Raw genomic sequence first — 24,853 nt, 5'->3', positions numbered from 1 at the left:
CATTCGCCCGGCCATTCACACCAGGCACCATAACAATTCAAACCAGAGATCGGAGTAGCCATGGATTCGACTATCGTCGCGGTAGTGCTTCTCATCATCGTCATTGTGATTGCCGCGCAGACCATCAAGATCGTGCCGCAGCAGCACGCGTGGGTGATGGAGAGGCTTGGCCGCTATCACGCCACACTTACACCGGGGTTGAGCTTCGTGGTGCCGTTCGTCGACCGCATCGCCTACAAGCACGTGCTCAAGGAAATTCCGCTCGACGTGCCGAGCCAGGTCTGTATCACGCGCGACAACACCCAGTTGCAGGTGGACGGCGTGCTGTATTTTCAGGTCACCGATCCAATGAAGGCCTCATATGGTTCGAGCAACTTCGTGTTTGCGATTACGCAGTTGTCGCAGACCACGCTGCGCTCGGTGATCGGCAAGCTCGAACTCGACAAAACCTTCGAGGAGCGCGACTTCATCAATCACAGCATCGTTTCCTCGCTCGACGAAGCGGCGTCGAACTGGGGCGTGAAAGTGCTGCGCTACGAAATCAAGGATCTCACTCCGCCGAAGGAAATCCTTCATGCGATGCAGGCGCAGATCACGGCGGAGCGTGAGAAGCGCGCGCTGATCGCGGCCTCGGAAGGGCGCAAGCAGGAGCAGATCAATATCGCCTCGGGTGGACGCGAGGCGGCCATCCAGAAGTCCGAGGGCGAGCGCCAGGCGGCCATCAATCAGGCGCAGGGGCAGGCCGCGGCGATTCTGGCGGTGGCCGAAGCCAATTCCCAGGCTATCCAGAAGATCGCCGCGGCGATCCAGTCGGCCGGCGGCATGGAGGCGGTGAACCTCAAGGTGGCCGAACAATACGTGAACGCGTTCGCCAACGTGGCGAAGCAGGGCACCACGCTGATCGTGCCGGGCGATCTGTCCAATATGAGCTCGATGATCGCCTCGGCGCTGACCATCGTGAACAAGGGCAAGGGCGCGACTGAAGTGCGCTGAGCTCACCGTTGGATCCCCGGCGGCGCGGCGATTCGCCGCGCCGAAGCCGTCTACACAAACAAAATGGCCCGCCAATCAGGCGGGCCATTTTTGTCAGCAGGATGCGCCGGAATCCGGCTCAGGCTCCGGTGCGGCTCAGGTCGGGTTGCGCATCAGGCGGGCCTTTTCACGTTCCCAATCCCGTTTCTTCTCGGTCTCGCGCTTGTCGTGCTGCTTCTTACCCTTGGCGAGGCCGATTTCGCATTTGACGCGGCCGCCCTTGTAATGAAAGTTTAGCGGCACGAGCGTATAACCGCGTTGCTCGACCTTGCCGATCAGCTTGCTGATCTCCTCGCTATGCAGGAGCAGCTTGCGGGTGCGTACCGGGTCCGGCGTGATGTGGGTTGACGCTTCGGGCAGCGGGCTGATGTGCGTGCCAATCAGGAACAGCTCATTGTTCTTGATGACCACATAGCCTTCCTTGATCTGGCCGCGGCCGGCGCGCAAGGCTTTGACCTCCCATCCCTCGAGCACGAGCCCTGCTTCGTAGCGCTCTTCGACCGAATAGTCGTAGAAGGCTTTTCTGTTGTCTATGATGCTCATGAATGGAAAGTGCCCAACTCGTTTAAAATCACGATTTTAGCAAAGCGGGGCAAGGAAAGCCCGCAGCGCTTCTCCACCCTTGCCCCGTGCTGTCCAATTTATGGCAGATGTCCAGAAAACCGTGTTGATACGCCATTCGGCGGAACAGATGTTCGACCTCGTTACCGATGTCGCCGATTACCCCAATTTCCTCCCCTGGTGCGGCGGGGTCGAGATCCGTCGCCAGGACGAGGACGGCATGGAGGCGAAGATCGACATCAACTTCAAGGGCATCAAGCAGCACTTCGCCACCCGCAACAGCATGAAGCGGCCCGAGCGCATCGACATGGAGTTCGCGGACGGCCCGTTTCGCAAGTTCACCGGCTACTGGCGCTTTACGGCGCTGCGTGAGGACGCCTGCAAGATCGAATTCGCGCTGCACTACGAATTCACCAACATCATCCTCGAGAAGATCATCGGGCCGGTGTTCAGCCATATTGCCAACACCTTCGTCGAATCGTTCGTGAAGCGCGCCGACACGCGCTACGGCAAGGCATGAGCGCGATGCTTTCGATTGAAGTCTGCTACGCGCTGCCCCACGAGCAGGCGCTGATTCCCGTCGAACTGCCGGAAGGCGCGACGCTGCAGCAGGCGCTCGACGCCAGCGGCATCCTCGAGCGCTATCCGCAGATCGATCTCACGCAGCAGAAGGTTGGCGTGTTCGGCAAGCTCAAGCCGCTCGATACGGTGCTCGCCGACCACGACCGCGTGGAAATATACCGGCCGCTGATTGTCGATCCGAAGGCGGCGCGCCAGCGGCGCGTCGACAAGACCCGCAAGGAAGGCTCCATCGAAGGGCGCAAGTGGCAGAACCGGGACTCGCGCTAGGGCGAGACCGTTTGTACCACCGCCCGCCGGGTTTGTGCGCCACGCTGGTCAGCGGTCAGCGGTCAGCGGTCAGCGGTCAGCGGTCAGCGGCCAGCCCGGCGCTCAATGCGCCGACGCCTGCGCCTTCTCCTCGATCGGCACGCCGGCCGAATCGTCATCCGCGTGCTGCCGCACCGACCAGCTCACGCCCGCCACCAGCAATGCAATGGCCGCCATTTCGAGCGGGCGCGGCAGCCGGTGGTCGTAAATGAACGCATAAAGCAGCGCGAACAGCGTTTCAAACACGATCATCTGGCCTGATAGCGTCAACGGCAAGCGCTTCGAAGCAGCGTTCCACAGCCCGTTGCCGAGCCACGACGCGCCGATTGCCAGCGCCAGATTGAGCACCCAGAAGGTATGCCAGCGCGCGCTGCCGAGCGTCGTCTGCAGGCTGCCCGAAGGCAGCAGCCCAATCACGAGCCACAGCGCCGCGCCCAGCGCGCCGGTCACCACACCCCATAGCACCGACCACTCATTGCCGCTGAAATGGGTCTGCCGCTGCAGATAACGGGCGTTTTCGACCGCAAACCAGGTCCAGCAGGCCAGCGCCCCGACCGCGCAGGCAAGCCCGGCGAGCTTGCTGAGGATGTCGCCCGGCGTGCCCGCCGCCCCGTCGGCGGCGGTGAACACATCCACGTTGATACAGGCGATGCCCGCCAGCACCATCGCCAGCGGCCACACGAGGCGGGCGAGCGGCACGGCGCCGTGGTCGCGCCGGCCGAGCAGCGTGACGGTGACCGGCAGCACGCCGACGATCAGCGACGCCGGCGCGATCCCGATCAGGTGCACAGCGCTGGTCAGAAGAATGTAGTAGAGCAGGTTGCCGGCCAGCGCCAGCTTGATGAGCGCGAGCAGATCCTCGCGGGTAAGGCGGGTGGCGAGCGGGCGCGCCATCGGCAGGGCGGCGGCCAGCGAGACGAGGCCGTACATGGTGTAGCGGCCCGCGCTCAGGAGCAGCGGCGAAAAATCGGGCAGCATCCGCGGCACCAGAAACACCATGCCCCACAAGGCCCCGGCCATGACGCCGTACGCTACACCACGCTGCATCGACTACTCCGACATAAAACTGGACAGGTGCGCAGCTTAACCAGGCCGTTGCCGGGCGTCTTGTTCGATCCTGCACTCGTCTCGGGAAACGAAACCGGATCGAACCCGACCCGAACGGCGAAGCGAAATTCCCCTGCGGAAAGACCTTAAAAAATCGGTGGAAATTCGCTAACCTGCTGTTCGTGCAGTGAAAACCGGGGAGGTATCGCGTATAATTCGCTTTTGCGCCTATAGGATTTGCCATGCGTCTGATCCAAACAGCACTCACGTTCGATGACGTGCTCCTCGTCCCGGCCTTCTCCGATGTTTTGCCGCGCGACACCAGCCTCAAGACCCGGCTGACCCGCAACATTTCCCTGAACATGCCGCTCGTGTCCGCCGCCATGGACACCGTCACCGAAGCCCGCCTCGCCATTGCAATGGCGCAGATGGGTGGCGTGGGCATCATCCACAAGAACCTCACGGCGGCCGAGCAGGCCCGTGAAGTCGCCAAGGTGAAGCGCTTCGAATCGGGTGTGGTGCGCGATCCGATCACTGTGCCGCCGCAAATGAAGGTGCGCGACGTGATCGCCCTGTCGCAACAGCATGGCATTTCGGGTTTCCCGGTGGTGGAAGGCTCGCAACTGATCGGCATCGTCACCAACCGCGACCTGCGTTTCGAAGAGCGCCTGGACGAGCCAGTGCGCAACATCATGACGCCGCGCGAACGCCTCGTCACGGTCAAGGAAGGCACGCCGCTCGCCGAGGCTAAGGCGCTGATGCACAGCCACCGTCTGGAACGCGTGCTGGTCATCAACGACGCGTTCGAACTGCGCGGCCTGATGACGGTGAAGGACATCACCAAGCAGACCGAACACCCGGACGCGTGTAAGGACGAACACGGCAAGCTGCGCGCTGGCGCGGCGGTCGGTGTCGGCGAAGACAATGAAGAGCGCGTGGAACTGCTGGTGCAGGCCGGCGTCGACGTGATCGTCGTGGATACCGCGCACGGCCACAGCAAGGGCGTGCTCGAGCGCGTGCAGTGGGTCAAGAAGAACTTCCCGCATGTCGAGGTGATCGGCGGCAACATCGCTACGGCGGCCGCTGCCAAGGCGCTGGTCGAATACGGCGCGGACGGCGTCAAGGTCGGTATCGGCCCGGGCTCCATCTGCACGACGCGTATCGTCGCAGGTGTCGGCGTGCCGCAGGTCACGGCTATCGCCAACGTCTCGGAAGCGCTCAAGGGCACCGGCGTGCCGGTGATCGCCGACGGCGGCGTGCGTTTCTCGGGTGACATCAGCAAGGCGCTGGCCGCCGGCGCGAACGCCGTGATGATGGGCAGCATGTTCGCCGGCACCGAAGAAGCGCCGGGCGACGTGTTCCTGTATCAAGGCCGCCAGTACAAGTCGTACCGCGGCATGGGCTCGGTCGGCGCGATGAAGGACGGCGCGGCAGACCGCTACTTCCAGGACAACTCCGCGAACATCGACAAGCTGGTGCCGGAAGGTATTGAAGGCCGCGTCGCCTACAAGGGCTCGGTCAACGCCATCCTGTTCCAGCTGATCGGCGGCGTGCGCGCCAGCATGGGCTACTGCGGCTGCCGCACCATCGCCGAGATGAACGACAAGGCGGAGTTCGTGCAGATCACCGGCGCCGGCCTGCGCGAGTCGCACGTGCACGACGTGCAGATCACCAAGGAAGCGCCTAATTACCACGTGGACTAATCGCCCATGAAGCCACTGCTGCGCGCTGTACTGATCATCGATGCCTTGCTGTTGCTGGCGTTCGGCCTGCTGTTCCTGCTGACGCCCTGGACTTCGCTGTACAACGCGCTGCAACTGGTGCAGACCCAGCCCACGCTGGTGGGGCAGGGACTCGGCATCGCGCTGATCGGGCTCGCGTGGCTGGCTTTCCATGCGTCGATAGACGGTGCGCTGACCTCGACGGTCGCCAAGGTCGTCGGGCATGTGAACTGGCTGACGGGCCTCCTGATGCTGGTCTGGCTGATTGGCATGCACCGCCCCGAGTTGACCGGCTTCGGTCAGCTTGTCGCGGTGCTGGCCGGTGTGGTTCTGGTTGTCGTGGGGCTGGGCGGCGTGCGGCTGTCGGGCGCGGTGCGGCGGCGCGAGCGGCTGCGTCTCAGCGAAGCCGCTGCCGCGCAACGTGCTGAAAAGCAGGCTGCGAAAGACGCTGCAAGAGGGCGCGACGCGGTTGCGTACCGGGCCGAACCCGCAGCGGTGGAGCCTGTGCTGGAACCCGTCGTGCCGCCTGCGACGCGTGCTGCCAGCCCGATCAGTCCTGCTACGGGGCATCCGGTCGAACCGGACTTTGCTTCGGCAAACCGGCCGGGCACGCTCTCGGCAAGCGACGTCGAAGCACGCACCGCCGCAGCCGATGCGCCCGGCGCGCCACGGCCGCCGTTTCATGGCTGAGGCCCGGAGCGCCACGCCACCTGCCGAAGCTTCCGGATTCCGTCTGCGCGCGTGCCTGCCAGTGCGCCTGGTGGGCCTGGTGTACCCGCTGCGATTGCACCACGTCAGAACCTGCGCTGCCCGATATGGCCTCACGGCCGGGTCCGTTTTGAATTCAACGCCGCGCTTCGTGCGCGGCTTTCCTTATCCGTTCACTTTTGATTCCGTCCGCTGCCATGCATGACAAGATCCTGATTCTCGACTTCGGTTCGCAAGTCACCCAACTGATTGCACGTCGCGTCCGCGAGGCGAACGTGTACTCGGAAATCCATCCGTACGACGTCGATGCGGCGTTCATCCGCGACTTCGCGCCGAAGGGCGTGATCCTGTCGGGCGGCCCGAGCTCGGTCACCGAAACGGACACGCCGCGCGTGCCGCAAGCGGTGTTCGAACTCGGCGTTCCGGTGCTCGGCATCTGCTACGGCATGCAGGCGATGGCCGAGCAGCTTGGCGGCAAGGTCGAAAACGGCCATGTGCGCGAATTCGGTTACGCCGAAGTGCGGGCACGCAACCATACGAGCCTGCTCGAAGGCATTAGCGACTTCACCACGCCGGAAGGTCACGGCATGCTGAAGGTGTGGATGAGCCACGGCGACAAGGTGCTGGAAATGCCGCAGGGCTTCCAGTTGATGGCGTCGACGGAGTCGTGCCCGATCGCCGCGATGGCCGACGAAGCGCGCCATTTCTACGGCCTGCAATGGCACCCGGAAGTCACGCACACGGTGCAGGGCCGCGCGATGATCGAGCGCTTCGTGCTGAAGATCTGCGGCGCGCGCTCCGATTGGGAAATGGGCCATTACGTCGATGAGGCGGTTGCGAAGATTCGTGAGCAGGTCGGCAACGAGCACGTGATTCTTGGGCTTTCGGGTGGGGTGGATTCGTCGGTGGCGGCGGCGCTGCTGCATCGTGCGATTGGCGATCAACTGACCTGTGTGTTCGTCGACCACGGCCTCTTGCGTCTGAACGAAGCCGAGCAGGTGATGGCGACGTTCGCGGATCATCTGGGCGTGAAGGTGATTCACGTGGACGCGAGTGAAGTGTTCCTGTCGAAGCTCGCCGGCGTGACCGATCCGGAAGCGAAGCGCAAGATCATCGGTGCGGAATTCGTTGAAGTGTTCCAGGCTGAAGCGGCCAAGCTGACGGACGCGAAGTGGCTGGCGCAAGGCACGATTTATCCGGACGTGATCGAATCGGCAGGCAAGGGCAAGAAGGCCACGCAGACGATCAAGAGCCACCACAACGTGGGCGGGCTGCCGGAGACGCTGAATCTGAAGCTGCTGGAGCCGCTGCGCGAGCTGTTCAAGGATGAAGTGCGCGAGCTTGGCGTGAAGCTTGGGTTGCCGCCGGCGATGGTGTATCGCCATCCGTTCCCCGGCCCGGGTCTGGGCGTGCGGATTCTCGGCGAAGTGAAGCGTGACTTTGCGGATCTGCTGCGTCGCGCGGACGCGATTTTCATCGAGACGCTGCGCACTTTCGTTGACAAGGAAACGGGTAAGTCGTGGTACGACCTCACGAGTCAGGCGTTTGCGGTGTTTCTGCCGGTGAAGAGCGTCGGTGTGATGGGCGATGGGCGGACTTATGAGTATGTGGTTGCGCTGCGTGCTGTGCAGACTCAGGACTTCATGACCGCGCATTGGGCGCATCTGCCGCATGAGCTGCTTGGGCATGTGTCGAACCGCATTATCAATGAAGTGCGGGGGATTAACCGGGTTGTTTATGATATTTCGGGGAAGCCGCCGGCGACGATTGAGTGGGAATAATTTAGGATCCTCTGCAGTGGTCTGCAGAGGTCCGTTGATTCCCAAATTTCCCACACAAAAACAAGGGTTTATCGACTATTTAGATCCGCTGCCGTCCGGCGGCAGGGCTACATCGCCGACGGTATGAGCGACGGTATAGCATCTTTCTCTGCAGACGATCCACTTTGATACCGTCACGGCGCGTGACGGTATCAAACACGGTATCAGTTAACGGAGTATTGCATGCTTACGGACCTCGAATTGCGGGCGCTCAAGCCGACCGGCAGGATATACAAGGTTGCTGACCAGCGTGGCCTGTATGTGGCGGTTACCTCGTCCGGCACGGTGAGTTTCCGCTTCGACTATCGTCTGAATGGACGCCGGGAGACCCTGGTCATAGGTCGTTACGATCCCGGGCTACCTGCGCGCGGCGCACGCGCGGACGACGAACTTTCCTTTGGCATGTCGGTGCGTCTTGCGGAAGCAAGGCTGCTCCTTGAGCGGGCGCGTCGGGAAGTTGAACAAGGCGCAAGTCCGTCGAGAAGTAAGGTTGAAAAGCGGGTAGAGGCGGCCGAAGCGATGACGTTCGGGACGTGGGCCGAAAAATACTTCGCAGACGCCACGCTTGCGGAGTCGACCCGAGCGATGAGGAAGTCCGTCTACGACCGGAATCTCGCAGCAGAGTTCGGGCGGCTGAAGCTCGAAGAGATTACACCTTTAAGACTCCTAATGAGATGCGAGAAGATCAAGGAACGAGGTGCGAATGCACCTGCCGTTCAGGCGCGCGACATCGTTCTGCAGATCTACCGTTTTGTGCAGGCACGAGGGCTGAAAGTAGCCAATCCGGCGGAAGACATCCGGCCCTCCGCCATTGCTACTTTCAAGCCACGGGATCGGGCACTGACACCCTCCGAAATCCACGTGTTCTTCAAGGCGTTGGAGCGCACGCCAACGCTCCCTACGCTGCGTCTGGCGGTCAAGTTCATGCTCCTGACAATGGTGCGCAAGTCTGAATTCATTTTGGCAACGTGGGATGAAGTGGACTTCAATGCGGCGATCTGGACAATTCCGAAGGACCGGATGAAGGCTGGTCGCGCGCACAATGTCTATCTGAGTCAGCAGGCCCTGGATATCTTGGTCACCTTCAAGACTTGTTTTGGCGCAAGCTCGTATCTGCATCCGGGTCGTTACGAGTCGGAATTGCCGATAAGTGCTGCCACCCTGAATCGCGTGATCGACAGCGCCGTAAAGCTCGTTCGCGAGAACGGAGTAGAGGACTTCGAATCTTTCTCGGTACACGATCTGCGGCGAACGGCGAGCACGCAACTGCATGAAGCCGGGTTCAACAGCGACTGGATAGAAAAATGTCTGGCACACGAACAACGAGGGGTGCGCGCTGTATACAACAAGGCCGAATATGCCGAGCAGCGAAGGGAGATGCTACAGACATGGGCTGAGATGCTTGACGGGTGGATAGTGAATAACCCGGAAACAGGTAACGGCGTAAGGGTACGGCCGGCCAGAAGTCCGTTAACGTCGACAGGGTAGTCGTTTGCTCCCAATCGCTGACATGGCGGCGAGTTGTGTGTAAGTGCGCGATCTAGCACGCTGGGCACGCGTAGACGCGGGAAGGCGAGCGGGTCCACGAGAGCAAATCGATCGATAGAGGTTTTATGAGGTGGAGACCGATCAAGCTCAACGCGTTGCCGTTTCTGTGGGCTTCGCGTAGTTGAACGGTAAGAGGTCAGTCACGTCGGCACGCGGTTCGCGCTTCGGTAGTTCGGGAAGCAAGTGCACAAGGTAGGCGTAGGATTCGACGTTGCAGGCCCTGCAGGTCAGCATAAGGCTGTCGATCATGGCGCTTGCCTTCGCGCCGGCAACGGTGTCGCTGAGCAGTCCTGAAGCCCTGTTATGAAGTTGCTTCTCTAACCGATCAAACTGGCTCGTCTGTGACACCGTCGACGGCGCAAATGCCGCCGCCAACCGCTATTCGCTCGTGCAGACCTCGAAAACCAACAGCATCGAGCCGTACCGTTACCTCATTGCACTGTTAAAAGTCGCACGCACGCGCGCACCACCGATGACTACGAGGCTTTGCTGCCCTAGCAGTGGAATCCACACGTGGCCTGAAGCATGTTGCATGGCACCGCGTAAGGGACACCGTCTAATGCGCGCCTACTGATGTACACCCCGACCATCGTGTGAGTGGCGAGTGAGATGGTACGAGAGATCGCGTGAGTCTTCGTGGCGGCGGGCGCTGCTTGTGCTTCGAATGGTTTACGCCAGCAGTCACGCAGCTCAGTCCGGCGAAGGATCTAAAGCGGTCGCTCAAGAATGATCCGGTAACGTTTGATTTTTGCGTAAAGCGCGGGCTTGGATATCCCTAGTAGCGATGCGCAGCGCGTCACGTTGTATCGACAGGCCTCGAGGGCTTGACGCACGGCTGCGCCTTCCTGATCACGTAGCGGACGCACATCGGCCGCAACGATGGCACCTCGTTCGGGCTTGGCTGGAGGAGAGGCTGCGCCAATCTCGGGCTCTTCCACGCCAGACTCGAGCCACCGCGTAAAGTCATTTATCATTTCCTCTTGGGTAAGATTCACAATCCGCTCAATGGTATTCTCCAGTTCGCGAATGTTGCCGGGCCAAGGATAGGCGATGGCCTCGTCTATCGCCAACGACGACAGTCGACATGCGGGCTTACCGAGGAGGCGTGCGTATTTCGAAAGAAAGTACTCGGCGAGAACGGGAATGTCGCTTGCGCGCTCGCGCAGTGCTGGAATGCGTATCCCCAGAACGTTGCATCGATAAAAAAGATCGGCACGGAATTCGTTACGTGCTACTAGCGATCTCAGCTCACGATTGCTCGCACAGATGATCCGCACATCAATCGGGATGCCAGTGGTATCGCCGACGCGCACTACTTCCCGCTCCTGAATCACGCGCAGCAGCTTTGCCTGAGCGTTCATAGGTAGCTCGGAAATTTCGTCCAGAAAAATCGTACCGCCGTTTGCGGATTCAAATTTTCCGGGTCGTCCCTCTCGCGCAGCTCCGGTGAAGCTTCCGGACACGTATCCGAATAGCTCGCTCTCTACGAGATCACGGGGCAGCGCCGAGCAGTTGAGTGCCACGAACGGCATGTCTGCGCGTTTGCTCGCGTTATGAATCGCCTGGGCGAACACCTCCTTGCCAACGCCGCTCTCTCCCTCAAGCAGTACGTTAGCGTTGCCCCTGGCCGCGCTGCGTGCGGCGTCGATACAGGACAGAAGCGACTGGCTACGGCCGACGAGACTATCGAAGGTATATCTGGCGAGACTGCCGGCGTACCGGCTTGCAACCTTGCGCACGCGTTCGATCTCGCGGAACGTGTTAACGACGGAGACCACCTCACCTGCGCTGTTCTTGATCGGGATCGCCGTGTCAAAGATGTGGAGATGACGCTTGGGCGAGTCGATAATCATTTCTCGATCGGCGTACCCAACGCCTGATCTGAAGACCGGACTGATGGCCAGTTCGAAATCGAGGAGGTCGGTGAGTGCGTGACCGACGCTCTTTGCAGGCAGCCCCAGCATACGTGTTGCGGATGCGCTCGCGTATCGGATCGTTCCGTCGCGGTTAAGCACGAGAAGACCATCGCCTATGTGATCCACTATCGCGCGCTGCTCCTCAAGGAGGCGATTTTGCTGCTGCGCATCTGAGTAGCTGCGATAGGCGCCCACCAGCGTCGCCGCAAGCAGGCCCACCAGATCATGCTTGGCAGGCCCTGGCGGGTCTCCGTATGTTCCGACTACAACATATCCAACCAGACTGTCGTCGAAGCGAAGTGCAACACCGAGGCAGTGTGATTTGCTGTCCGTTCCACTCTCGAACTTTATTTCGACCGGGATGCGGGATATCCCGAGTGCCGCATCGATTGTAGACAGCACGGCTTGCGATATGCGTCCGGGATCATCGCCGGTGGCTCGCATAACTGCTGGAAGAGCGGACATGGCGGTCATTCGTTTTGCCACCGCCAGGTCCGCGACATTGCCGTCCGCACTTAAAACCAGAACCGACAACTGTTCGTGTTGAACCGCATAGCGCTTCGCCATCTTCCAGGTCGCCTGCGTGACGAGAGCCCGCAGCGGGCAGGTTTCAGCATGCTCGTCGGCCAGGCGTCGGGACACCGGCCGGCCAGCGCGGAGGGGCGGGGCATTTGTCATAGTAGAAATAGTGCTGTGGATCAAGCTGGACAGGATGTCGCGTCAAAAAAACTTAATCTAGTCGTGCCAAACCGGACACAGATCCGGAATTTTGCGAGTCGTCTGTAAAGTTGCAAGATGTTAAAAATCTTTACGGCGCGGGACATATCAAAATCATATAACTGCGCCAAAGCCTTGTCCGGCGGGGAAAACACTAACGTTGGCATCGACTTTGCACTTACATGAGGGCGGTAAATCTGATCTTCCCTACACGCAAAGGACCATTTCCATGAAAGTGTTCTGTCTGACTCTCGCCGGTGTTCTGGCGGCCGGCCCGTTCTCGCTGCCCAACGCCCTTGCGGATACCGTGGTCAAAATCGGTGTCGCAGGGCCGCTCACTGGCAGCCTTGCACAGAGCGGCAAAGACGACGAGCGCGGTGTCCAGCTGGCCATCAACGAACTCAACGCGCAGAAGATAACGATTGCCGGACAACCGGTCACGTTCCAGATGATTTCTCAGGATGATCAGGCCGACCCGAAGGTGGGGGTGACGGTCGCGCAACAACTTGTTGACCAGGGCGTGAGCGCGGTGATTGGACACTACAACTCCGGTGTCACGATCCCGGCCGCGAAAATTTACAATGACGCCCATATTCCGATGATAACGGCGACTGCCTCCAATCCGCAGTTGACCCAGTTGGGGTACACCTACGTGTACCGCCTGGGTGCCAACGACAACACGATGGGCGCGCGCATGGCCGTGTTTGCCGCCCAGACGCTTCATGCAAAACGCGTTGCTGTAGTTGACGATCGGACGGCCTACGGCACCGGGATTGCTGATGTCTTCATCGATTCCGCGAAAAAAGCAGGTCTTGAAGTGGTCGATCGTGAGTACACCAACGACAAGGCTACCGACTTCAAGGCGATTCTAACGAATATGAAGCCGGCAAAGCCTGACGTCATTTTCTATGGCGGTTACTACACGCAGGCTGGTTATCTCGGTCGCCAGATGAAAACGCTTCAGATCGACGCGACTCTCGTTGGCGGCGACGGCATTTGTGCTCCCGATGTTGCAAAGCTGGCGGATGGCGCGCTCGACGGAAAGATGTACTGTGCGCAGGGCGGTGCACCGCTGAAATCCATAGCAGGTGGCGAGACCTTCCGTGAAAAATTCAAGAAGACGTTCGACGCCGACGTGGATGTCTATGCACCGGCCTGCTACACGGCGACGCTTACGCTAGCCAAGGCGATGCAACAGGCCAACTCGACGGATCCACAAAAGTTTGCGCCCCTGCTCAAGACATCTACGTTCTCCAGCATGCTGGGACCTGTGAAGTTCGATCAGACGGGCGAATGGGTCAATCCTCCGGTAACGGTCTACAAATTGACGGGAAATGATCTCGTCCCCCTGGTCGCCAAATAGCAGTCGCCTGGTGTGACTGACTTCACTGGCTTGCGTGACGACGGTCGAGCGGTGCCTCGACGCGAGTGGCGAGCCGGCTCCGCGCCTCAATCCAAGCGAACTACCGTAGTGAAGTACCCGCGAGAGCAACGCGCGGGCTGATAGGCGCCCGGCGCGTTTCTGGGGCGTCGCGGCCCATCATAAAAATTGCTGTACATACCGGTTTGGAGACAAAGAGTATGGAAAAGAAAATTGTTGTCGCGGTCATGTTCTCTGCCTGCGCCATTCCCGCGCTGGCACAGAGTACGGTTACGCTGTACGGCGTCATCGACGAAGGCTTCGACTTCACGAACAATGTCGGCGGTAAGCAGGTCTACGAACTGCAAAGCGGCTATGCTCAAGGTAGTCGTTGGGGACTGAAGGGTGCAGAAGATCTGGGCGGTGGCCTTAAGGCTGTTTTTCAGATCGAGAATGGCTTCAACGTGAACAACGGCAAGCTCGGACAAGGCGGACTTGAGTTTGGTCGACAGGCCTACGTAGGACTGGCCGATGAGAAATTCGGAACCCTCACCTTCGGACGCCAATACGATTCGCTGGTCGACTATCTTGCTCAGACGACGGCAAACGGAAACTGGGCGGGTTACCTGTTCTCTCACCCATACGATAACGACAACACCGACAACTCGTTCCGGGTCAACAATACCGTCAAATACGCAAGTCCTGCGATTGCCGGATTCCAGTTTGGTGGTACGTACAGCTTCAGCAACGCGACCGGCTTTGCGAACAACCGACAAGCGAGTATCGGAGCCCAGTATGCGAACGGCGGGCTCCTGATCGCTGCTGCGTTCCTGAATGCCGATAATCCTTCTTCAACAGCGTCTGGTGCGATCAACAATGGCGGTGACGAAAACTTCCTCGCCAGTCGCTTGCGAATCTTCGGTGCAGGCATTAACTACACGTTCGGTGGTGCAACTGTAGGTTTCGCTTATACAAACACGGATGTTTCGCAACCGACGAGTTCGGGCTACGTGGGCGCGATTACGCCAGCAACTGGTACCACGTTGTCGTCGCTCAAGTACGACAACTACGAAGTCAACGGGAAGTACCAGTTCACACCTGCGTTCTATGTTGGTGCTCAATACGTCTACACGCGCAGCTCGTATGTCGCGTCAAACGGTACATTGCATCCGAACTATCAGTCGGTTGGACTGATGGCCGACTACAACGTTTCCAAACGCACCGATTTCTATGTGCAGGGTGCCTACCAACACGCTGGAGGGGATAAGACCGGTACGGTGCTGGACTATGCGTACGTCCCCGGTGCTGCGGATGTGTCGTCGACAGGAAACCAACTCGTGCTGCGCGCCGCAATTCGCCATAAGTTCTAGGAAGTGATTCTCGTGAGCGTCCTTTGAGGGCGCTCCCTTAGAGAATGTCCGATTCTGCGGAATTCCAGGAAGTCGAGCCGACGACTGTCGAAAATGGCAGGCCTTTTGCAAAACGCAATACTTGAAACATCTATTGACCCGCAGCCGGGCGAAGGGTAGGTCTCTATGATCAGTGAGTCAACATGTGACGGTATCGGTGAGTGGCAGAGTCTGGATGCATGGACACGCGCATGGTATGACACGTCGATCGTGGCCAGATACATCGACTCTCCCTATCATCCCGACGAGGAAATGTTAGATCGTCTCCGAGGCTACTTTCATTGCGGCCTGTCACCTATCGAGGCGGCGCAGGCCTGCTTCGGGCCGAAGCATTAACCGGTAGCTAACTTCAGGGCGTGTTGTGCGTCTTTGTAAATTGCTGCGCGCGGGAGGCGGCATCAGGATCACCAAATGCATCGATGGCAGCCTCTTTTTCCAGCATCAGGCTGCGTGCAAGTTGCTCGCTCAATTCACGATTGAGCAGTCTCTTCAAGCGTCGGACAGAGTTTGTTGACTGTCCGGCAACTGTTCTTGCAATGGCAAGTGCGGCAGGCAGCATGGCGTCGTCAGGCACGACCCTGTTCACGAGACCGAGTTGCAGTAGCCGTTCTGCGGATTGCCGTTCGCCCAGCAGCCAGAGTTCCATCGCACGTTGGTAGCCCACGCTCTGCGTCAGGAGATGTGAGACGCCACCCGTGACAAATTGACCCCATTTCATTTCTGGAAAGAATGCGACAAGGCTCTCAGCAGCAACAACGACGTCGCAGTTGAGCATCCATTCGAAGCCTCCGCCAACGGCATAGCCATGCATCGCACCGATGACAGGCTTGTCACTGAACATCAGGTCGCACGTAATCAACTGGATTCTCTCGACGTGTTCCTCGATGCTTTGGTGGGTCGCCGCCTGGCGGGAGAAATCCTTAAGATCGTCACCGGCACAGAATGCCCGTCCATTACCAGTCAATACGACCGCGTGGATGGCCGAATCGCTCATTGCTTCGTCGAGCACATCGTGCAACGTCGTCAGTAGCTCTCCGTTGATCGCATTGAGGGATTCCGGGCGATTGAGTCGCACAATTCCGATGGTGTGGTCCCGTTCAAACGTTACTGGATTCATGGTGATTTCTGTGAATGGATAGTGTTTTCATCGGCACGTTTGAGCCGTGGCCGTCAGTGATGGGCACGCTTTCGCGCTGTTTGTTCGATCGTCTCGCGGCTTACCAACGCCCTTGCGTGCGACCCGCGACCCACTATGCCGCTGGCGTCGCTTACGGAGACATCGAACCAGAAGAGATGTCTTTCTTGCCTGCTGAACGTAGCGGTCGCTGTAATCGTTTCGCCCAGCGCTGTTGGCGCGAGATGTTCAAATTTCGTCGAAACGCCGACGGATAGGTGATCGGGCGCAGCGTCGCCTTTCAGCAAATCCGCGCAGGCACGTTCCATAAGAGAGAGCATCGCTGGTGAGCAAAGCACCTCAGGATAGCTTTCGCCGGGACTATCGGCAAAGGATGACGCAAGATCACTCACGCTGACTTCACGCGAAAGGGTTGTTGACGCATTTGGTAGTGGCATAAAGTCATCCCAGATATCGTGAATATCTTCTGAAGAGTTGATCAAGAGGCATTACACGCGGGCGTACCCGCTTTTCAAGAAATGCTTTCGGAGCATCGAGGAAATTCCGGGTTCTGCTCAGACGGCGCGTGACCCGTCGCCTTTCGTAATCGGTTCAGGTTCCCACAGAAAACGTCGAAGTTACGCGCCGGAATCTTTCTCGCTACTCCCCCAGATAAGCCGCCCGCACCTTGGGATCATCAAGCATCTGTTTGGCATCACCCGACATCGTGACGATCCCCGAATCCATCACATAACCACGGTCAGCAGCCTGCAAGGCAAGTCGAGCATTCTGCTCAACTAGCATCACCGTAATGCCTTCCTTGGAAATCTCCCGCACCACTTCGAAGATCTTCTCAACCATGATCGGCGAAAGACCCATCGACGGCTCGTCGAGCAGCAGCAGTTTCGGCTTCGAAATGACAGCACGTGCCATCGCGAGCATCTGCTGTTCACCACCCGACAGCGTGCCCGCAAACTGCGACGCCCGTTCCTTCAGGCGCGGGAAGAAGCCGAACATGCGGTCGACGTCCTTCTTGATGCCTTCCTTGTCCTTGCGCAGGTACGCGCCCATCTGCATGTTCTCGATGATCGACATGCGCGCGAAGATGCCGCGGCCTTCCGGCACCATCGCGAGACCGCGCTTGAGCAGTTCGTGCGCCGGGATGCCCTTGATCGACTGGCCCATGTACTCGATGTCGCCACCCGAGTACGGCTTCAGACCGGTGATCGCCTTCATCGTCGTGGTCTTGCCCGCGCCGTTCGCGCCGATCAGCGTAACGAGTTCGCCCTGCTGGATCTCGAGGTCGACGCCCTTGACGGCCTGAATGCCGCCGTAGTTGACCTGAAGGCCCTTGATTTTCAACATTGCCGTAGCCATCAGTGAACCCCCGCGCCCAGATATGCCTCGATCACCTTCGGGTCCTTTTGCACGTCCTGCGGCAGACCTTCAGCGATTACCTTGCCATAGTCGAGCACTGTCATCCGGTTGCACAGGCCCATCACCAGTTTCACGTCGTGCTCGATCAGCAGGATCGTCTTGCCGTCCGCGCGGATCTTGTCGAGCAGCTTCGTCAGTTCGACCTTCTCCGTCGCGTTCATGCCGGCTGCCGGTTCGTCCAGCGCCAGCAGCTTCGGATCGGTCGCCAGCGCGCGTGCGATTTCCAGACGGCGCTGGTGACCGTACGACAGGTTGCGCGACGTGTAGTCCGCGTACTGCGCGATGCCCACGTACTCGAGCAGTTCGATCGCGCGTTCCTTGATCTCGCGCTCTTCCTTGCGTTCGGACGGCGTCTGCAGCACCGCGCCGATCAGGCCGTGCTTCGTGCGCACATGCCGGCCCACCATCACGTTTTCCAGCGCGGTCATGCCGCCGAACAGACGGATGTTCTGGAAGGTACGGGCAATGCCCGCCTGCGCGACCTGGTAGACAGCCGTCGGCGTGTACGGCGTGCCGTCGAGCTTGAATTCGCCCGAGTCCGGCGTGTAGAGATCGGTAATCACGTTGAAGAACGTGGTCTTGCCTGCGCCGTTCGGGCCGATCAGACCGTAGATCGTGCCTTCCTCGATCTGGAGGCCGACGTCCGACAAAGCCTGCAGACCGCCGAAGCGCTTGTTCACGCCCTTAACGGACAGACGGATTTTCTTGTCGCTCATGTTGTGTTTCTCCGTTCGGTTCCGTTACGCGCGCACCGGTTTCTTGCCATTGCGCTTCGACAGCTTCGCGATCTTGTCTTCATGCTTCGGCGACGGCCACAAGCCTTCCGAGCGATACAGCATGATCAGCACCATCGCGAGTGCGTAGACGAGCTGACGGATCACTTCCGTGTCGACGATTTCGTGACCGAAGATCATGTTCTGCAGCGGACCCATCGTCGAGCGCAGGAATTCCGGCAGCACCGCGAGCAGCACCGCGCCGAGAATCACGCCCGGGATGTGGCCCATGCCGCCCAGCACCACGCAGGCCAGCACGACGATCGATTCCGGCAGCGTGAACGATTCCGGCGACACGAAGCCTTGGAACGCACCGAACATCGCGCCCGACAGACCGCCGAACGACGCGCCCATCGCAAACGCGAGCAGCTTCACGTCGCGCGTGTTGATGCCCATCGCCTTCGCGGCGATTTCGTCTTCGCGGATCGCGGCCCATGCGCGGCCGATACGCGAGTGTTGCAGACGCGTACAGACCCAGATCACGAACAGCGCGCACAGCACGAACACGTAGTAGTACGAGTACACCGACGGGAACTGGAAACCGAACAGCGAGTGCGTCTGCGCGAGGCTGAAGTCGCCGACGTGAATCGGATCGATCTCGGTGATGCCCTTCGGGCCGTTCGTGATGTTCACCGGACGGTCGAGGTTGTTCAGGAAAATCCGCACGATTTCCCCGAAGCCCAGCGTCACGATCGCGAGGTAGTCACCACGCAGACGCAGCGTCGGCGCGCCAAGAATCACGCCGCAGAGTGCCGCAATCGCCATCGCGCACGGGATGATGATCAGGAACGCCACGTGCAGGCCGCCCGGCGCGAGATGCGCAATCCATTCGAATTGCGACGACAGGTGCGGCGAGCTCAACAAAGCTGCCGTGTAGGCGCCCACCGCGTAGAACGCGATGTAGCCCAAGTCCAGCAGGCCGGCGAAGCCGACCACCACGTTCAGGCCGAGCGCCAGCATCACGTACAGCATCGCGAAGTCGAGCACGCGGACCCAGTAGTTGCCGCCGGCGGCGCCGATGACGAACGGCGCGGCGATCACGAAGATCGCGGTCAGAATGCCGACCACCGCGGTTTTCGTCGCGTTCTTTTCAGGGACGAGCGTCGTGGACGGCTCGATCGGTTGAATTGAAGTCATTTTCCTAGCTCCTTACCCTTACGCGCGATCCGCAACACGTTCGCCCAAGAGGCCCGACGGACGGAACACCAGCACGATGATCAGCACGATGAACGCGAACACGTCCTGATAGTTACTGCCGAACACGCCGCCCGTGAGGTTGCCGATGTAGCCCGCGCCGAGCTGTTCGATGAGACCGAGCAATACGCCGCCCACCATGGCGCCGCCAAGGTTGCCGATCCCGCCGAGCACCGCCGCCGTAAACGCCTTCATGCCGGGGATGAAGCCCATGTAGAAGTGCGCGTTGCCGTATTCCGACGCGATCATGACGCCTGCCAGCGCGGCGAGGGCCGAGCCGATCATGAAGGTCGCCGAGATCACGAAGTTCGGGTTCACGCCCATCAGGGAGGCGACGCCCGGGTTCTCGGCGATCGCGCGCATGGCGCGGCCAAGCCTGGTCTTGTGCACGAGGAGCAGCAGGCCCGCCATCACGAGGAACGCGACGACGATGATCACGATTTCAGTCATCGAGATCACGGCGCCAGGCGTCGTATCGGTGGCCTTGATCACGTTCAGCGGATCGGTCGGCAGCAGCTGCGGGAACGGCAGCGGGTTGCGCGACCAGATCATCATCGCGAGCGTCTGCAGCAGGATCGACACGCCGATCGCGGTGATCAGCGGCGCGAGACGCGGCGCCTTACGCAACGGCCGGTAGGCTAGGCGCTCGATCGTGTAGCCGACCGCTGCGCACACAATGGCCGCGATGATCAGCGCGATGATGAGCGTCGGCACATTGCCGAGCCCGGGGAAGTGGTTCTGAAGCATGCCTATGGCCGAGAGCGCAACCATTGCGCCCACCATCAACACATCGCCGTGCGCGAAATTGATGATGCCCAGAATGCCGTACACCATCGTATAGCCCAGTGCGATGATGGCGTAAACGCTGCCGAGCACCAGGCCATTGATGACCTGTTGTATAAAAATATCCATGTCTCACTCCAAATTCATTAGTACAACAGCTTATGCAATGATGTCGACCATATGGAAAGTATGTTTTAAAGCCAGCCGTTAGCGTCAACCTCCTGTCTCTATCGTTCCTTGAGCAGAGAATGCTCTATTGGCGCGCATAGGTTATTCACGATGTGTGACATCGCTCGTCATCGTCGGTGCGTGCTCCGCCCTTAGTACTCGCGTTGCATCGGGACAGATGGATTGCGTAGCAGGGGCCCTTGCTCATTGGCCCTATAGGGGCGCATTGGCAAAATACAGGTGAGAAGTTCAAGCATCCGCCGGAATCTCTCGCCCGTCGGGGCGATTGCGTTGAGAATCCTGCGTGGAGTGCACGTTGCGCATCGATTGGCCTGCCCATAGTTATCTTGTCGAAAGCAACGGTGCATGGTTTTGGACGTGCCACGCGAAACGCACCGCCGGCGACGGCCGCGTAACGTCAGGAGGGCACAGCGAGGCAGTGCCGTCTGCAATGGTCACGTAACACGCAAGCACAATCTCAAGTCCACCAGCCAGCGCATGGCCATTGATCGCGGTAATCGAGGATGTCGGGCGCCTTGCGAAACTGGAGTCAGCAAATTTTCCACGCTCCGTCCAGAGCGAGTTGATGTGTCCTGCTGCGATGGCCCTGATATCACCCCCTGCACAGAATCTTCTGTCGCCAGTTCCACTCAGGACGACCGCCCAGACGTCGTCATCGGGTCCGAGTGACTCGACGACCCGGTCAAGCTCGCTCGCGACCCGCGGGTCGTGTTGAACATGGCGTCGGTCCTCACGCCGGCCGGCAGCAGGGCATAGAAATCCGTTTGGCCCGCTGCGTCCGACTGTTGGGAGACGTGCTAGTCACGCTGACGTGTGGTGAATCGCGTCACGCGTTCTGCGGCTTCTGGTCTGAGAAACGCTTCGATGGTGGCGTCTTCCTCCAGTTTCACCGCGCGCCAGAGTTCCTGGCCAAGTTCGCCATAGATGGTGGATTTGAGTTTACGCACTGAGAACGCCGATTTCTCGGCGAGCCGCTGCGCGACGTCCAGGGCTTTCGGGAGCATCTGGTCGACTGGGACAACCCAGTTGACCACTCCGAATTCCTGCAGTCGGGCCGCCGACTGGCGCTCGCCCAACGCGAGCAACTCGATGGCGCGTTGGTAGCCAACAGTGACCGGAAGCAGATGAGTTACCCCTCCGGTCACGAAATTTGCCCAGTCCATTTCCGGGAAAAAGGCCATCAGATTGTCCGCTGCAACGACTAGATCACAGTTCAGTATCCATTCAAATCCACCACCAACCGCATAACCGTGAATTGCGCCAACGACCAGCTTTGGGCCGCCGAGAAGAAGCCTGGTGATTCGCTGTATAGCCTCGATGTGGGCGCGAACGCTTTCTTCGCTCTCGGCTTGCTGTTCAAATTCCTTGAGGTCGTCGCCCGAGCAGAATGCCCGACCTGCTCCAGTTAGCACGATCACATCGGTGCTCTCGTCTTGCTGGGCAGCGCGCAAAGCGCTCTCGAAATCAGCCAGCAATTCGCCGCTAATCGCGTTGAGGCGATCGGGGCGGTTGAGCGTGACGACTGCTACCTTTGCCTGCTTTTCAAACGTTGCTAAATTCATTTCGGATGCCTCTCGATCAGGGTTGTTTTTCCGTCCGTGCGCGGCAAGCTGTCGGGTGGCAATAACGTCACCTCAGCCGATGCTCCAGCGTGCTGTCGCACTGCGAGCTCGAGCTCGCGTACTGCATTTGCCCACTCCTGTTCCGGAAGATTCGGCGCCGCCTCGACCTTGATCTTGATCCGGTCCCAGGGACCCGGGCCGTCGAGCACGATCCTGAATTGACCCGACGCGAGGTCGGGGCGCGACATAACGCCTTTCTGAACTGCGGACGGGAAGACGTTGATGCCGCGGACATTGAACATGTCATCGGTACGACCGGTGACACGGAAGCGCCACGAAGTACGGCCACATCCGCACGTGCCTGTCCCGGTCACCGTGATGACGTCGCGGGTCCGGTAACGGACCAACGGCTGGCACTCTTTCTGAAGGTGTGTGCAAACAAGCTCGCCGCTATTGCCTTCCTTGATTGGAAGGCTACTGCCTTGGGCATCGAGGATTTCAGTGAAGAGCGCGTCGCCACCGTGGAAGTGCAGATCGTTTGTGTGCTCGCACTGGCTCGCGAAGTTGCTGAGAATTTCCGACATGCCGTAATTAGCGTTGCGCACGCCGAATCCCCAAACGCCTTCCATCGCGTCGCGGAACTCAAGGTTGTCGAGGCCGGCTTCACCGCCGAACAGGCCAAGACGCAGGCCAAAATCTCGCGGACTCTGACCTTGCTCCCGCAACACTTTTTCGAGCAATGCCGGATAAGACGGCGTGCACGAAATTGCGTTGATGCCGAGGTCCGTGATCGTATCGAGCAGTTTTTGCGTGTTTCCAACGCCGAACGGGATGACGCATGCGCCCGCAGCCTCCAGCGCCAAGTGATCGGTGACACCGCCCGTCCACATGCAATAGTTCAGACAATGAATCACTCGATCTCCAGGCCGGAGTCCGGATGCGAACATGGCCCGGCCACCGATGCGCGCGACGAGCGCAACATCGCGTTGGCTGTTGGCAAGTTGCAGGGGACGCCCGGTGGTTCCGGATGTCATATGCAGACGGACAGGTTTGTCAGTGCCGCAGGTTATGTAATCGCCAAACGGATATTCCCGCTCCTGGCTTTGTCGCAACTCATCCTTCTCGGTGAAAGGCAATTCCTGCAGACCGTCGAGCGAGGCCGGATGGCTGAGCTGGGCTCCAAATTTTTCAGCGTAGAAACGGGATCCTGCGCGTAGATGAGACCATTGCTCGGTCCAGAGGTCATTTTGAAGCCAACGGACGCGATCGTCCGGAAGGGTCTCGAAATCGGGATGAAGCATTGTCTGGCTCACTGCGCGTTCTCCGTAGGTTGAGCATATTCATGATGCCTTGCTCCGGATTAATGCAGCTTGCGGGCCATGTTTGGCAGACGATCAATATCGCATTGATTTATAAACAATAATTTTGTTAAGTATGCATAGTGTTAATTTTATGGGTATGGTTTATTTCCGTTAAAAATATTTACGGAAAGAAAAAAATTATACGTTGTTGGAGGCTTTGGTTTATGGCGATTGTGGGTGGGCCGATTACACTTTTGGCAAGATTTCATGTCTTGTCTTGGAGGACTCGGCTTCTCCTGCTGATCGCAGGAAGGAAGCGCGATAGTGGTATTTGCCCACGGAACGTAGGCCGCACCCGCATACGTATTGCAACTTTCCTGTCCATTCAAGGATAGCTACCGACTACACATCGGTAGCACCAATTTATTTGCAATTCATGCCAAAAAATTGATAAGTGGGCATGCCTCGGCGAGGGGCGGCGCGAGAAGGTGGTTCGAGTGTGAAAAACGTGCCGCCCGAGGCGAATTTACTTGCATTTAACGGATTGTCTATATTCTCCCGGACTTTGTCCCGTCCATTGACGGAACGCCCGGATGAAGCTCGCCTCATTACGAAATCCTGCCGCCGCGGCGACGAACTTCAGGGGTTTGTTTGTGCGAGCGAGCTGGTGCATCGCTACCTCGCGTCGGACATCGTCCTTCAGTCGCTGAAGCGATGTCCCTTCCTCCGCCAAATGCCGGTACAGACTGCGAGTAGAGAGATTGAGCTCCACCGCGAGCGCGTCGGCGTTCGATAGCTCCAGGCTACGCGTCCGTAGCAGGTCACGCAGGCGCTGCGACAGCAGCCTGTCGCGGCGGTACTGCAGCACGATCAGTGGCAACGGTCGCAGCAACATTTGACGGAGGTCGCGGTCGTCCCTGCGCGCGGGGAGCGTCAGGTATTCCGCATCGAAGCTGAAACTTGCACGCGACTCGTCGAACACGACGGGGCAGCGAAACATCAGTTCATACACTCTGTGGTGCCGCGGCGCGGGGTACGGGAACCGTGCGGCTATCAAGGGAATGCGCGAGTCGACAAGCCAGCACGCGAAGCCAAGGATGTTGCGAAATGTACTGACGAGACAAAATTCGCGTTGCTCTCCGAGATCCCTGCACTCATGGATGCTCAAGCTCGCAATCCTGTTTTCGACTGTCAAATCGATTCGAATATCGTCGACCAGCAAACTGTAATGCCTGCACCAGCGCAAGAGCGCGACTCGTAAATTGTCGGATGGCAGCGACGCCCTGCAGAGCATGCCGTTAGTTCCCCAGCGAAGCTTCCGGTTAAACCAACCGAGGGCTTCGTCGTCGAGTTCCCGCATGGCGAACCCAGAAAAGATCTCCAGCTGTTGGGCTGTCACGCGTCCATTTGGATTGCCGAGCAGGGATGGCGGGATATGTGCCGCCGACAGGGCGTTGAACGGATTCATTCGATACCGTTCATACGCGAGAACGATTGAACGAATGAATGCGACGGGCGTTTCGGCGATGTCGTGTTTCATTCGCCAAATGGTACATCACCTGTTGGCACGATATGCAAATGACTTGGCACGGATTTCGGCGACGCGTGGCCTATTCTCGTCTGTACCTTGGATTGTCGAACGAAGAGAGGACAAAGTGCAGGTTATTCAATCGAAGCTTAATGCGCGTTCGACCGATTTTCAGGCCAACGCCGTCCATATGCGTGGACTGGTCGGTGAGCTGCGGACAGTTGTCGAGCGGGTGGGGTTGGGAG

The 24,853-nt window shown here is 59.3% G+C and carries 21 protein-coding genes and 2 pseudogenes; 10 read left to right on the top strand and 13 right to left on the bottom strand.

Annotated elements, in window-relative coordinates:
- The first annotated feature begins 60 nt into the window (after positions 1-60).
- Positions 61-993: a stomatin-like protein gene (locus FFS45_RS32205; protein WP_137958684.1), complete on the top strand. Its 933-nt coding sequence runs from the start codon at positions 61-63 to the stop codon at positions 991-993.
- Between the two features lie 135 nt (positions 994-1,128).
- On the opposite strand, the gene smpB is transcribed toward FFS45_RS32205, so the two are convergent.
- Positions 1,129-1,575, bottom strand: coding sequence for an SsrA-binding protein SmpB (smpB, locus tag FFS45_RS32200; RefSeq protein WP_090694127.1), 447 nt, complete (start codon positions 1,573-1,575; stop codon positions 1,129-1,131).
- A 100-nt stretch (positions 1,576-1,675) separates the two neighbouring features.
- On the opposite strand from smpB, the gene FFS45_RS32195 reads away from it, so the two are divergent.
- The gene (locus FFS45_RS32195) at positions 1,676-2,113 is read left to right on the top strand and encodes a type II toxin-antitoxin system RatA family toxin (protein ID WP_137958683.1); all 438 of its coding nucleotides are present in this window, start codon (positions 1,676-1,678) and stop codon (positions 2,111-2,113) included.
- A complete protein-coding gene (locus FFS45_RS32190; protein WP_137958682.1) occupies positions 2,110-2,442 on the top strand; it encodes an RnfH family protein in 333 nt (110 codons plus the stop codon). Before FFS45_RS32195 ends, FFS45_RS32190 begins: the two co-directional genes overlap by 4 nt.
- 102 nt (positions 2,443-2,544) lie before the next feature.
- Here FFS45_RS32190 and FFS45_RS32185 read toward each other — a convergent pair whose 3' ends face one another.
- The gene (locus FFS45_RS32185; RefSeq protein ID WP_137958681.1) at positions 2,545-3,528 is read right to left on the bottom strand and encodes a DMT family transporter; all 984 of its coding nucleotides are present in this window, start codon (positions 3,526-3,528) and stop codon (positions 2,545-2,547) included.
- A 242-nt stretch (positions 3,529-3,770) separates the two neighbouring features.
- Between FFS45_RS32185 and guaB the strand changes: the two genes are divergently transcribed.
- The 4 genes from guaB to FFS45_RS32165 all read left to right on the top strand — a co-directional run bounded on the left by guaB (position 3,771) and on the right by FFS45_RS32165 (position 9,265).
- Positions 3,771-5,231, top strand: a complete 1,461-nt coding sequence (gene guaB, locus FFS45_RS32180) for an IMP dehydrogenase (RefSeq protein ID WP_137958680.1) — start codon at positions 3,771-3,773, stop codon at positions 5,229-5,231.
- 6 nt (positions 5,232-5,237) lie between these two features.
- Entirely contained in the window at positions 5,238-5,939 is a 702-nt protein-coding gene (locus FFS45_RS32175) for a hypothetical protein (RefSeq protein WP_137958679.1), read from the top strand.
- Between the two features lie 215 nt (positions 5,940-6,154).
- Positions 6,155-7,738 carry a glutamine-hydrolyzing GMP synthase gene (gene guaA, locus FFS45_RS32170; protein WP_137958678.1) on the top strand — a complete coding sequence of 528 codons (1,584 nt, stop codon included), beginning with the start codon at positions 6,155-6,157 and terminating at the stop codon, positions 7,736-7,738.
- Positions 7,739-7,960: 222 nt separating this feature from the next.
- A complete protein-coding gene (locus tag FFS45_RS32165; protein ID WP_137958677.1) occupies positions 7,961-9,265 on the top strand; it encodes a site-specific integrase in 1,305 nt (434 codons plus the stop codon).
- Positions 9,266-9,412: 147 nt separating this feature from the next.
- On the opposite strand, the pseudogene FFS45_RS32160 reads toward FFS45_RS32165, so the two are convergent.
- A pseudogene (locus FFS45_RS32160) lies at positions 9,413-9,625 on the bottom strand (transposase domain-containing protein); the annotation flags it as partial.
- Positions 9,626-9,647: 22 nt separating this feature from the next.
- Here FFS45_RS32160 and FFS45_RS42545 point away from each other — a divergent pair.
- A pseudogene (locus tag FFS45_RS42545) lies at positions 9,648-9,823 on the top strand (transposase domain-containing protein); the annotation flags it as partial.
- Positions 9,824-10,032: 209 nt separating this feature from the next.
- On the opposite strand, the gene FFS45_RS32150 reads toward FFS45_RS42545, so the two are convergent.
- Entirely contained in the window at positions 10,033-11,883 is a 1,851-nt protein-coding gene (locus FFS45_RS32150; RefSeq protein WP_249363018.1) for a sigma 54-interacting transcriptional regulator, read from the bottom strand.
- 304 nt (positions 11,884-12,187) lie between these two features.
- Between FFS45_RS32150 and FFS45_RS32145 the strand changes: the two genes are divergently transcribed.
- Positions 12,188-13,321, top strand: a complete 1,134-nt coding sequence (locus tag FFS45_RS32145; protein WP_137958676.1) for a branched-chain amino acid ABC transporter substrate-binding protein — start codon at positions 12,188-12,190, stop codon at positions 13,319-13,321.
- A 218-nt stretch (positions 13,322-13,539) separates the two neighbouring features.
- A complete protein-coding gene (locus FFS45_RS32140) occupies positions 13,540-14,688 on the top strand; it encodes a porin (RefSeq protein WP_137958675.1) in 1,149 nt (382 codons plus the stop codon).
- A 388-nt stretch (positions 14,689-15,076) separates the two neighbouring features.
- On the opposite strand, the gene FFS45_RS32130 is transcribed toward FFS45_RS32140, so the two are convergent.
- The 9 genes from FFS45_RS32130 to FFS45_RS32085 all read right to left on the bottom strand — a co-directional run bounded on the left by FFS45_RS32130 (position 15,077) and on the right by FFS45_RS32085 (position 24,620).
- Complete coding sequence (locus tag FFS45_RS32130) at positions 15,077-15,844, bottom strand: enoyl-CoA hydratase/isomerase family protein (RefSeq protein WP_137958673.1); 768 nt, start codon at positions 15,842-15,844, stop codon at positions 15,077-15,079.
- A 53-nt stretch (positions 15,845-15,897) separates the two neighbouring features.
- Positions 15,898-16,344 (bottom strand): hotdog domain-containing protein, encoded by a 447-nt coding sequence (locus FFS45_RS32125; protein WP_249363017.1) that lies wholly within the window; start codon positions 16,342-16,344, stop codon positions 15,898-15,900.
- A gap of 157 nt (positions 16,345-16,501) precedes the next feature.
- Complete coding sequence (locus FFS45_RS32120; RefSeq protein WP_137958672.1) at positions 16,502-17,218, bottom strand: ABC transporter ATP-binding protein; 717 nt, start codon at positions 17,216-17,218, stop codon at positions 16,502-16,504.
- Positions 17,218-17,994 carry an ABC transporter ATP-binding protein gene (locus FFS45_RS32115; RefSeq protein WP_137958671.1) on the bottom strand — a complete coding sequence of 259 codons (777 nt, stop codon included), beginning with the start codon at positions 17,992-17,994 and terminating at the stop codon, positions 17,218-17,220. Before FFS45_RS32115 ends, FFS45_RS32120 begins: the two co-directional genes overlap by 1 nt.
- 24 nt (positions 17,995-18,018) lie before the next feature.
- Entirely contained in the window at positions 18,019-19,188 is a 1,170-nt protein-coding gene (locus tag FFS45_RS32110; RefSeq protein WP_137958670.1) for an ABC transporter ATP-binding protein, read from the bottom strand.
- 18 nt (positions 19,189-19,206) lie between these two features.
- Positions 19,207-20,157, bottom strand: coding sequence for a branched-chain amino acid ABC transporter permease (locus tag FFS45_RS32105; protein ID WP_137958669.1), 951 nt, complete (start codon positions 20,155-20,157; stop codon positions 19,207-19,209).
- 857 nt (positions 20,158-21,014) lie between these two features.
- The gene (locus tag FFS45_RS32095; protein WP_137958668.1) at positions 21,015-21,779 is read right to left on the bottom strand and encodes an enoyl-CoA hydratase/isomerase family protein; all 765 of its coding nucleotides are present in this window, start codon (positions 21,777-21,779) and stop codon (positions 21,015-21,017) included.
- Positions 21,776-23,092, bottom strand: a complete 1,317-nt coding sequence (locus FFS45_RS32090; RefSeq protein WP_249363016.1) for an AMP-binding protein — start codon at positions 23,090-23,092, stop codon at positions 21,776-21,778. The genes FFS45_RS32095 and FFS45_RS32090 overlap by 4 nt, the downstream gene beginning before the upstream one ends.
- A 514-nt stretch (positions 23,093-23,606) precedes the next feature.
- Entirely contained in the window at positions 23,607-24,620 is a 1,014-nt protein-coding gene (locus tag FFS45_RS32085; protein WP_137958667.1) for an AraC family transcriptional regulator, read from the bottom strand.
- Positions 24,621-24,853: the final 233 nt, after the last annotated feature.

This window comes from Burkholderia sp. 4M9327F10, assembly GCF_005503145.1.
Taxonomy (GTDB): domain Bacteria; phylum Pseudomonadota; class Gammaproteobacteria; order Burkholderiales; family Burkholderiaceae; genus Paraburkholderia.
The sequence above is the reverse complement of the archived record's forward strand: the minus strand, read 5'-3'. Positions and strand labels throughout refer to the sequence as shown.

Bases quoted from the DNA above. Each gene is read 5' to 3' on its own strand.
- guaA (WP_137958678.1), top strand. From the start codon at position 6,155: ATGCATGACAAGATCCTGATTCTCGACTTCGGTTCGCAAGTCACCCAA.
- FFS45_RS32145 (WP_137958676.1), top strand. From the start codon at position 12,188: ATGAAAGTGTTCTGTCTGACTCTCGCCGGTGTTCTGGCGGCCGGCCCG.
- FFS45_RS32105 (WP_137958669.1), bottom strand. From the start codon at position 20,157: ATGGATATTTTTATACAACAGGTCATCAATGGCCTGGTGCTCGGCAGC.
- FFS45_RS32085 (WP_137958667.1), bottom strand. From the start codon at position 24,620: ATGAAACACGACATCGCCGAAACGCCCGTCGCATTCATTCGTTCAATC.
- FFS45_RS32130 (WP_137958673.1), bottom strand. From the start codon at position 15,844: ATGAATCCAGTAACGTTTGAACGGGACCACACCATCGGAATTGTGCGA.
- FFS45_RS32165 (WP_137958677.1), top strand. From the start codon at position 7,961: ATGCTTACGGACCTCGAATTGCGGGCGCTCAAGCCGACCGGCAGGATA.
- FFS45_RS32120 (WP_137958672.1), bottom strand. From the start codon at position 17,218: ATGGCTACGGCAATGTTGAAAATCAAGGGCCTTCAGGTCAACTACGGC.
- FFS45_RS32185 (WP_137958681.1), bottom strand. From the start codon at position 3,528: ATGCAGCGTGGTGTAGCGTACGGCGTCATGGCCGGGGCCTTGTGGGGC.
- FFS45_RS32095 (WP_137958668.1), bottom strand. From the start codon at position 21,779: ATGAATTTAGCAACGTTTGAAAAGCAGGCAAAGGTAGCAGTCGTCACG.
- FFS45_RS32205 (WP_137958684.1), top strand. From the start codon at position 61: ATGGATTCGACTATCGTCGCGGTAGTGCTTCTCATCATCGTCATTGTG.
- guaB (WP_137958680.1), top strand. From the start codon at position 3,771: ATGCGTCTGATCCAAACAGCACTCACGTTCGATGACGTGCTCCTCGTC.
- FFS45_RS32115 (WP_137958671.1), bottom strand. From the start codon at position 17,994: ATGAGCGACAAGAAAATCCGTCTGTCCGTTAAGGGCGTGAACAAGCGC.
- FFS45_RS32175 (WP_137958679.1), top strand. From the start codon at position 5,238: ATGAAGCCACTGCTGCGCGCTGTACTGATCATCGATGCCTTGCTGTTG.
- FFS45_RS32110 (WP_137958670.1), bottom strand. From the start codon at position 19,188: ATGACTTCAATTCAACCGATCGAGCCGTCCACGACGCTCGTCCCTGAA.
- smpB (WP_090694127.1), bottom strand. From the start codon at position 1,575: ATGAGCATCATAGACAACAGAAAAGCCTTCTACGACTATTCGGTCGAA.
- FFS45_RS32140 (WP_137958675.1), top strand. From the start codon at position 13,540: ATGGAAAAGAAAATTGTTGTCGCGGTCATGTTCTCTGCCTGCGCCATT.
- FFS45_RS32195 (WP_137958683.1), top strand. From the start codon at position 1,676: ATGGCAGATGTCCAGAAAACCGTGTTGATACGCCATTCGGCGGAACAG.
- FFS45_RS32190 (WP_137958682.1), top strand. From the start codon at position 2,110: ATGAGCGCGATGCTTTCGATTGAAGTCTGCTACGCGCTGCCCCACGAG.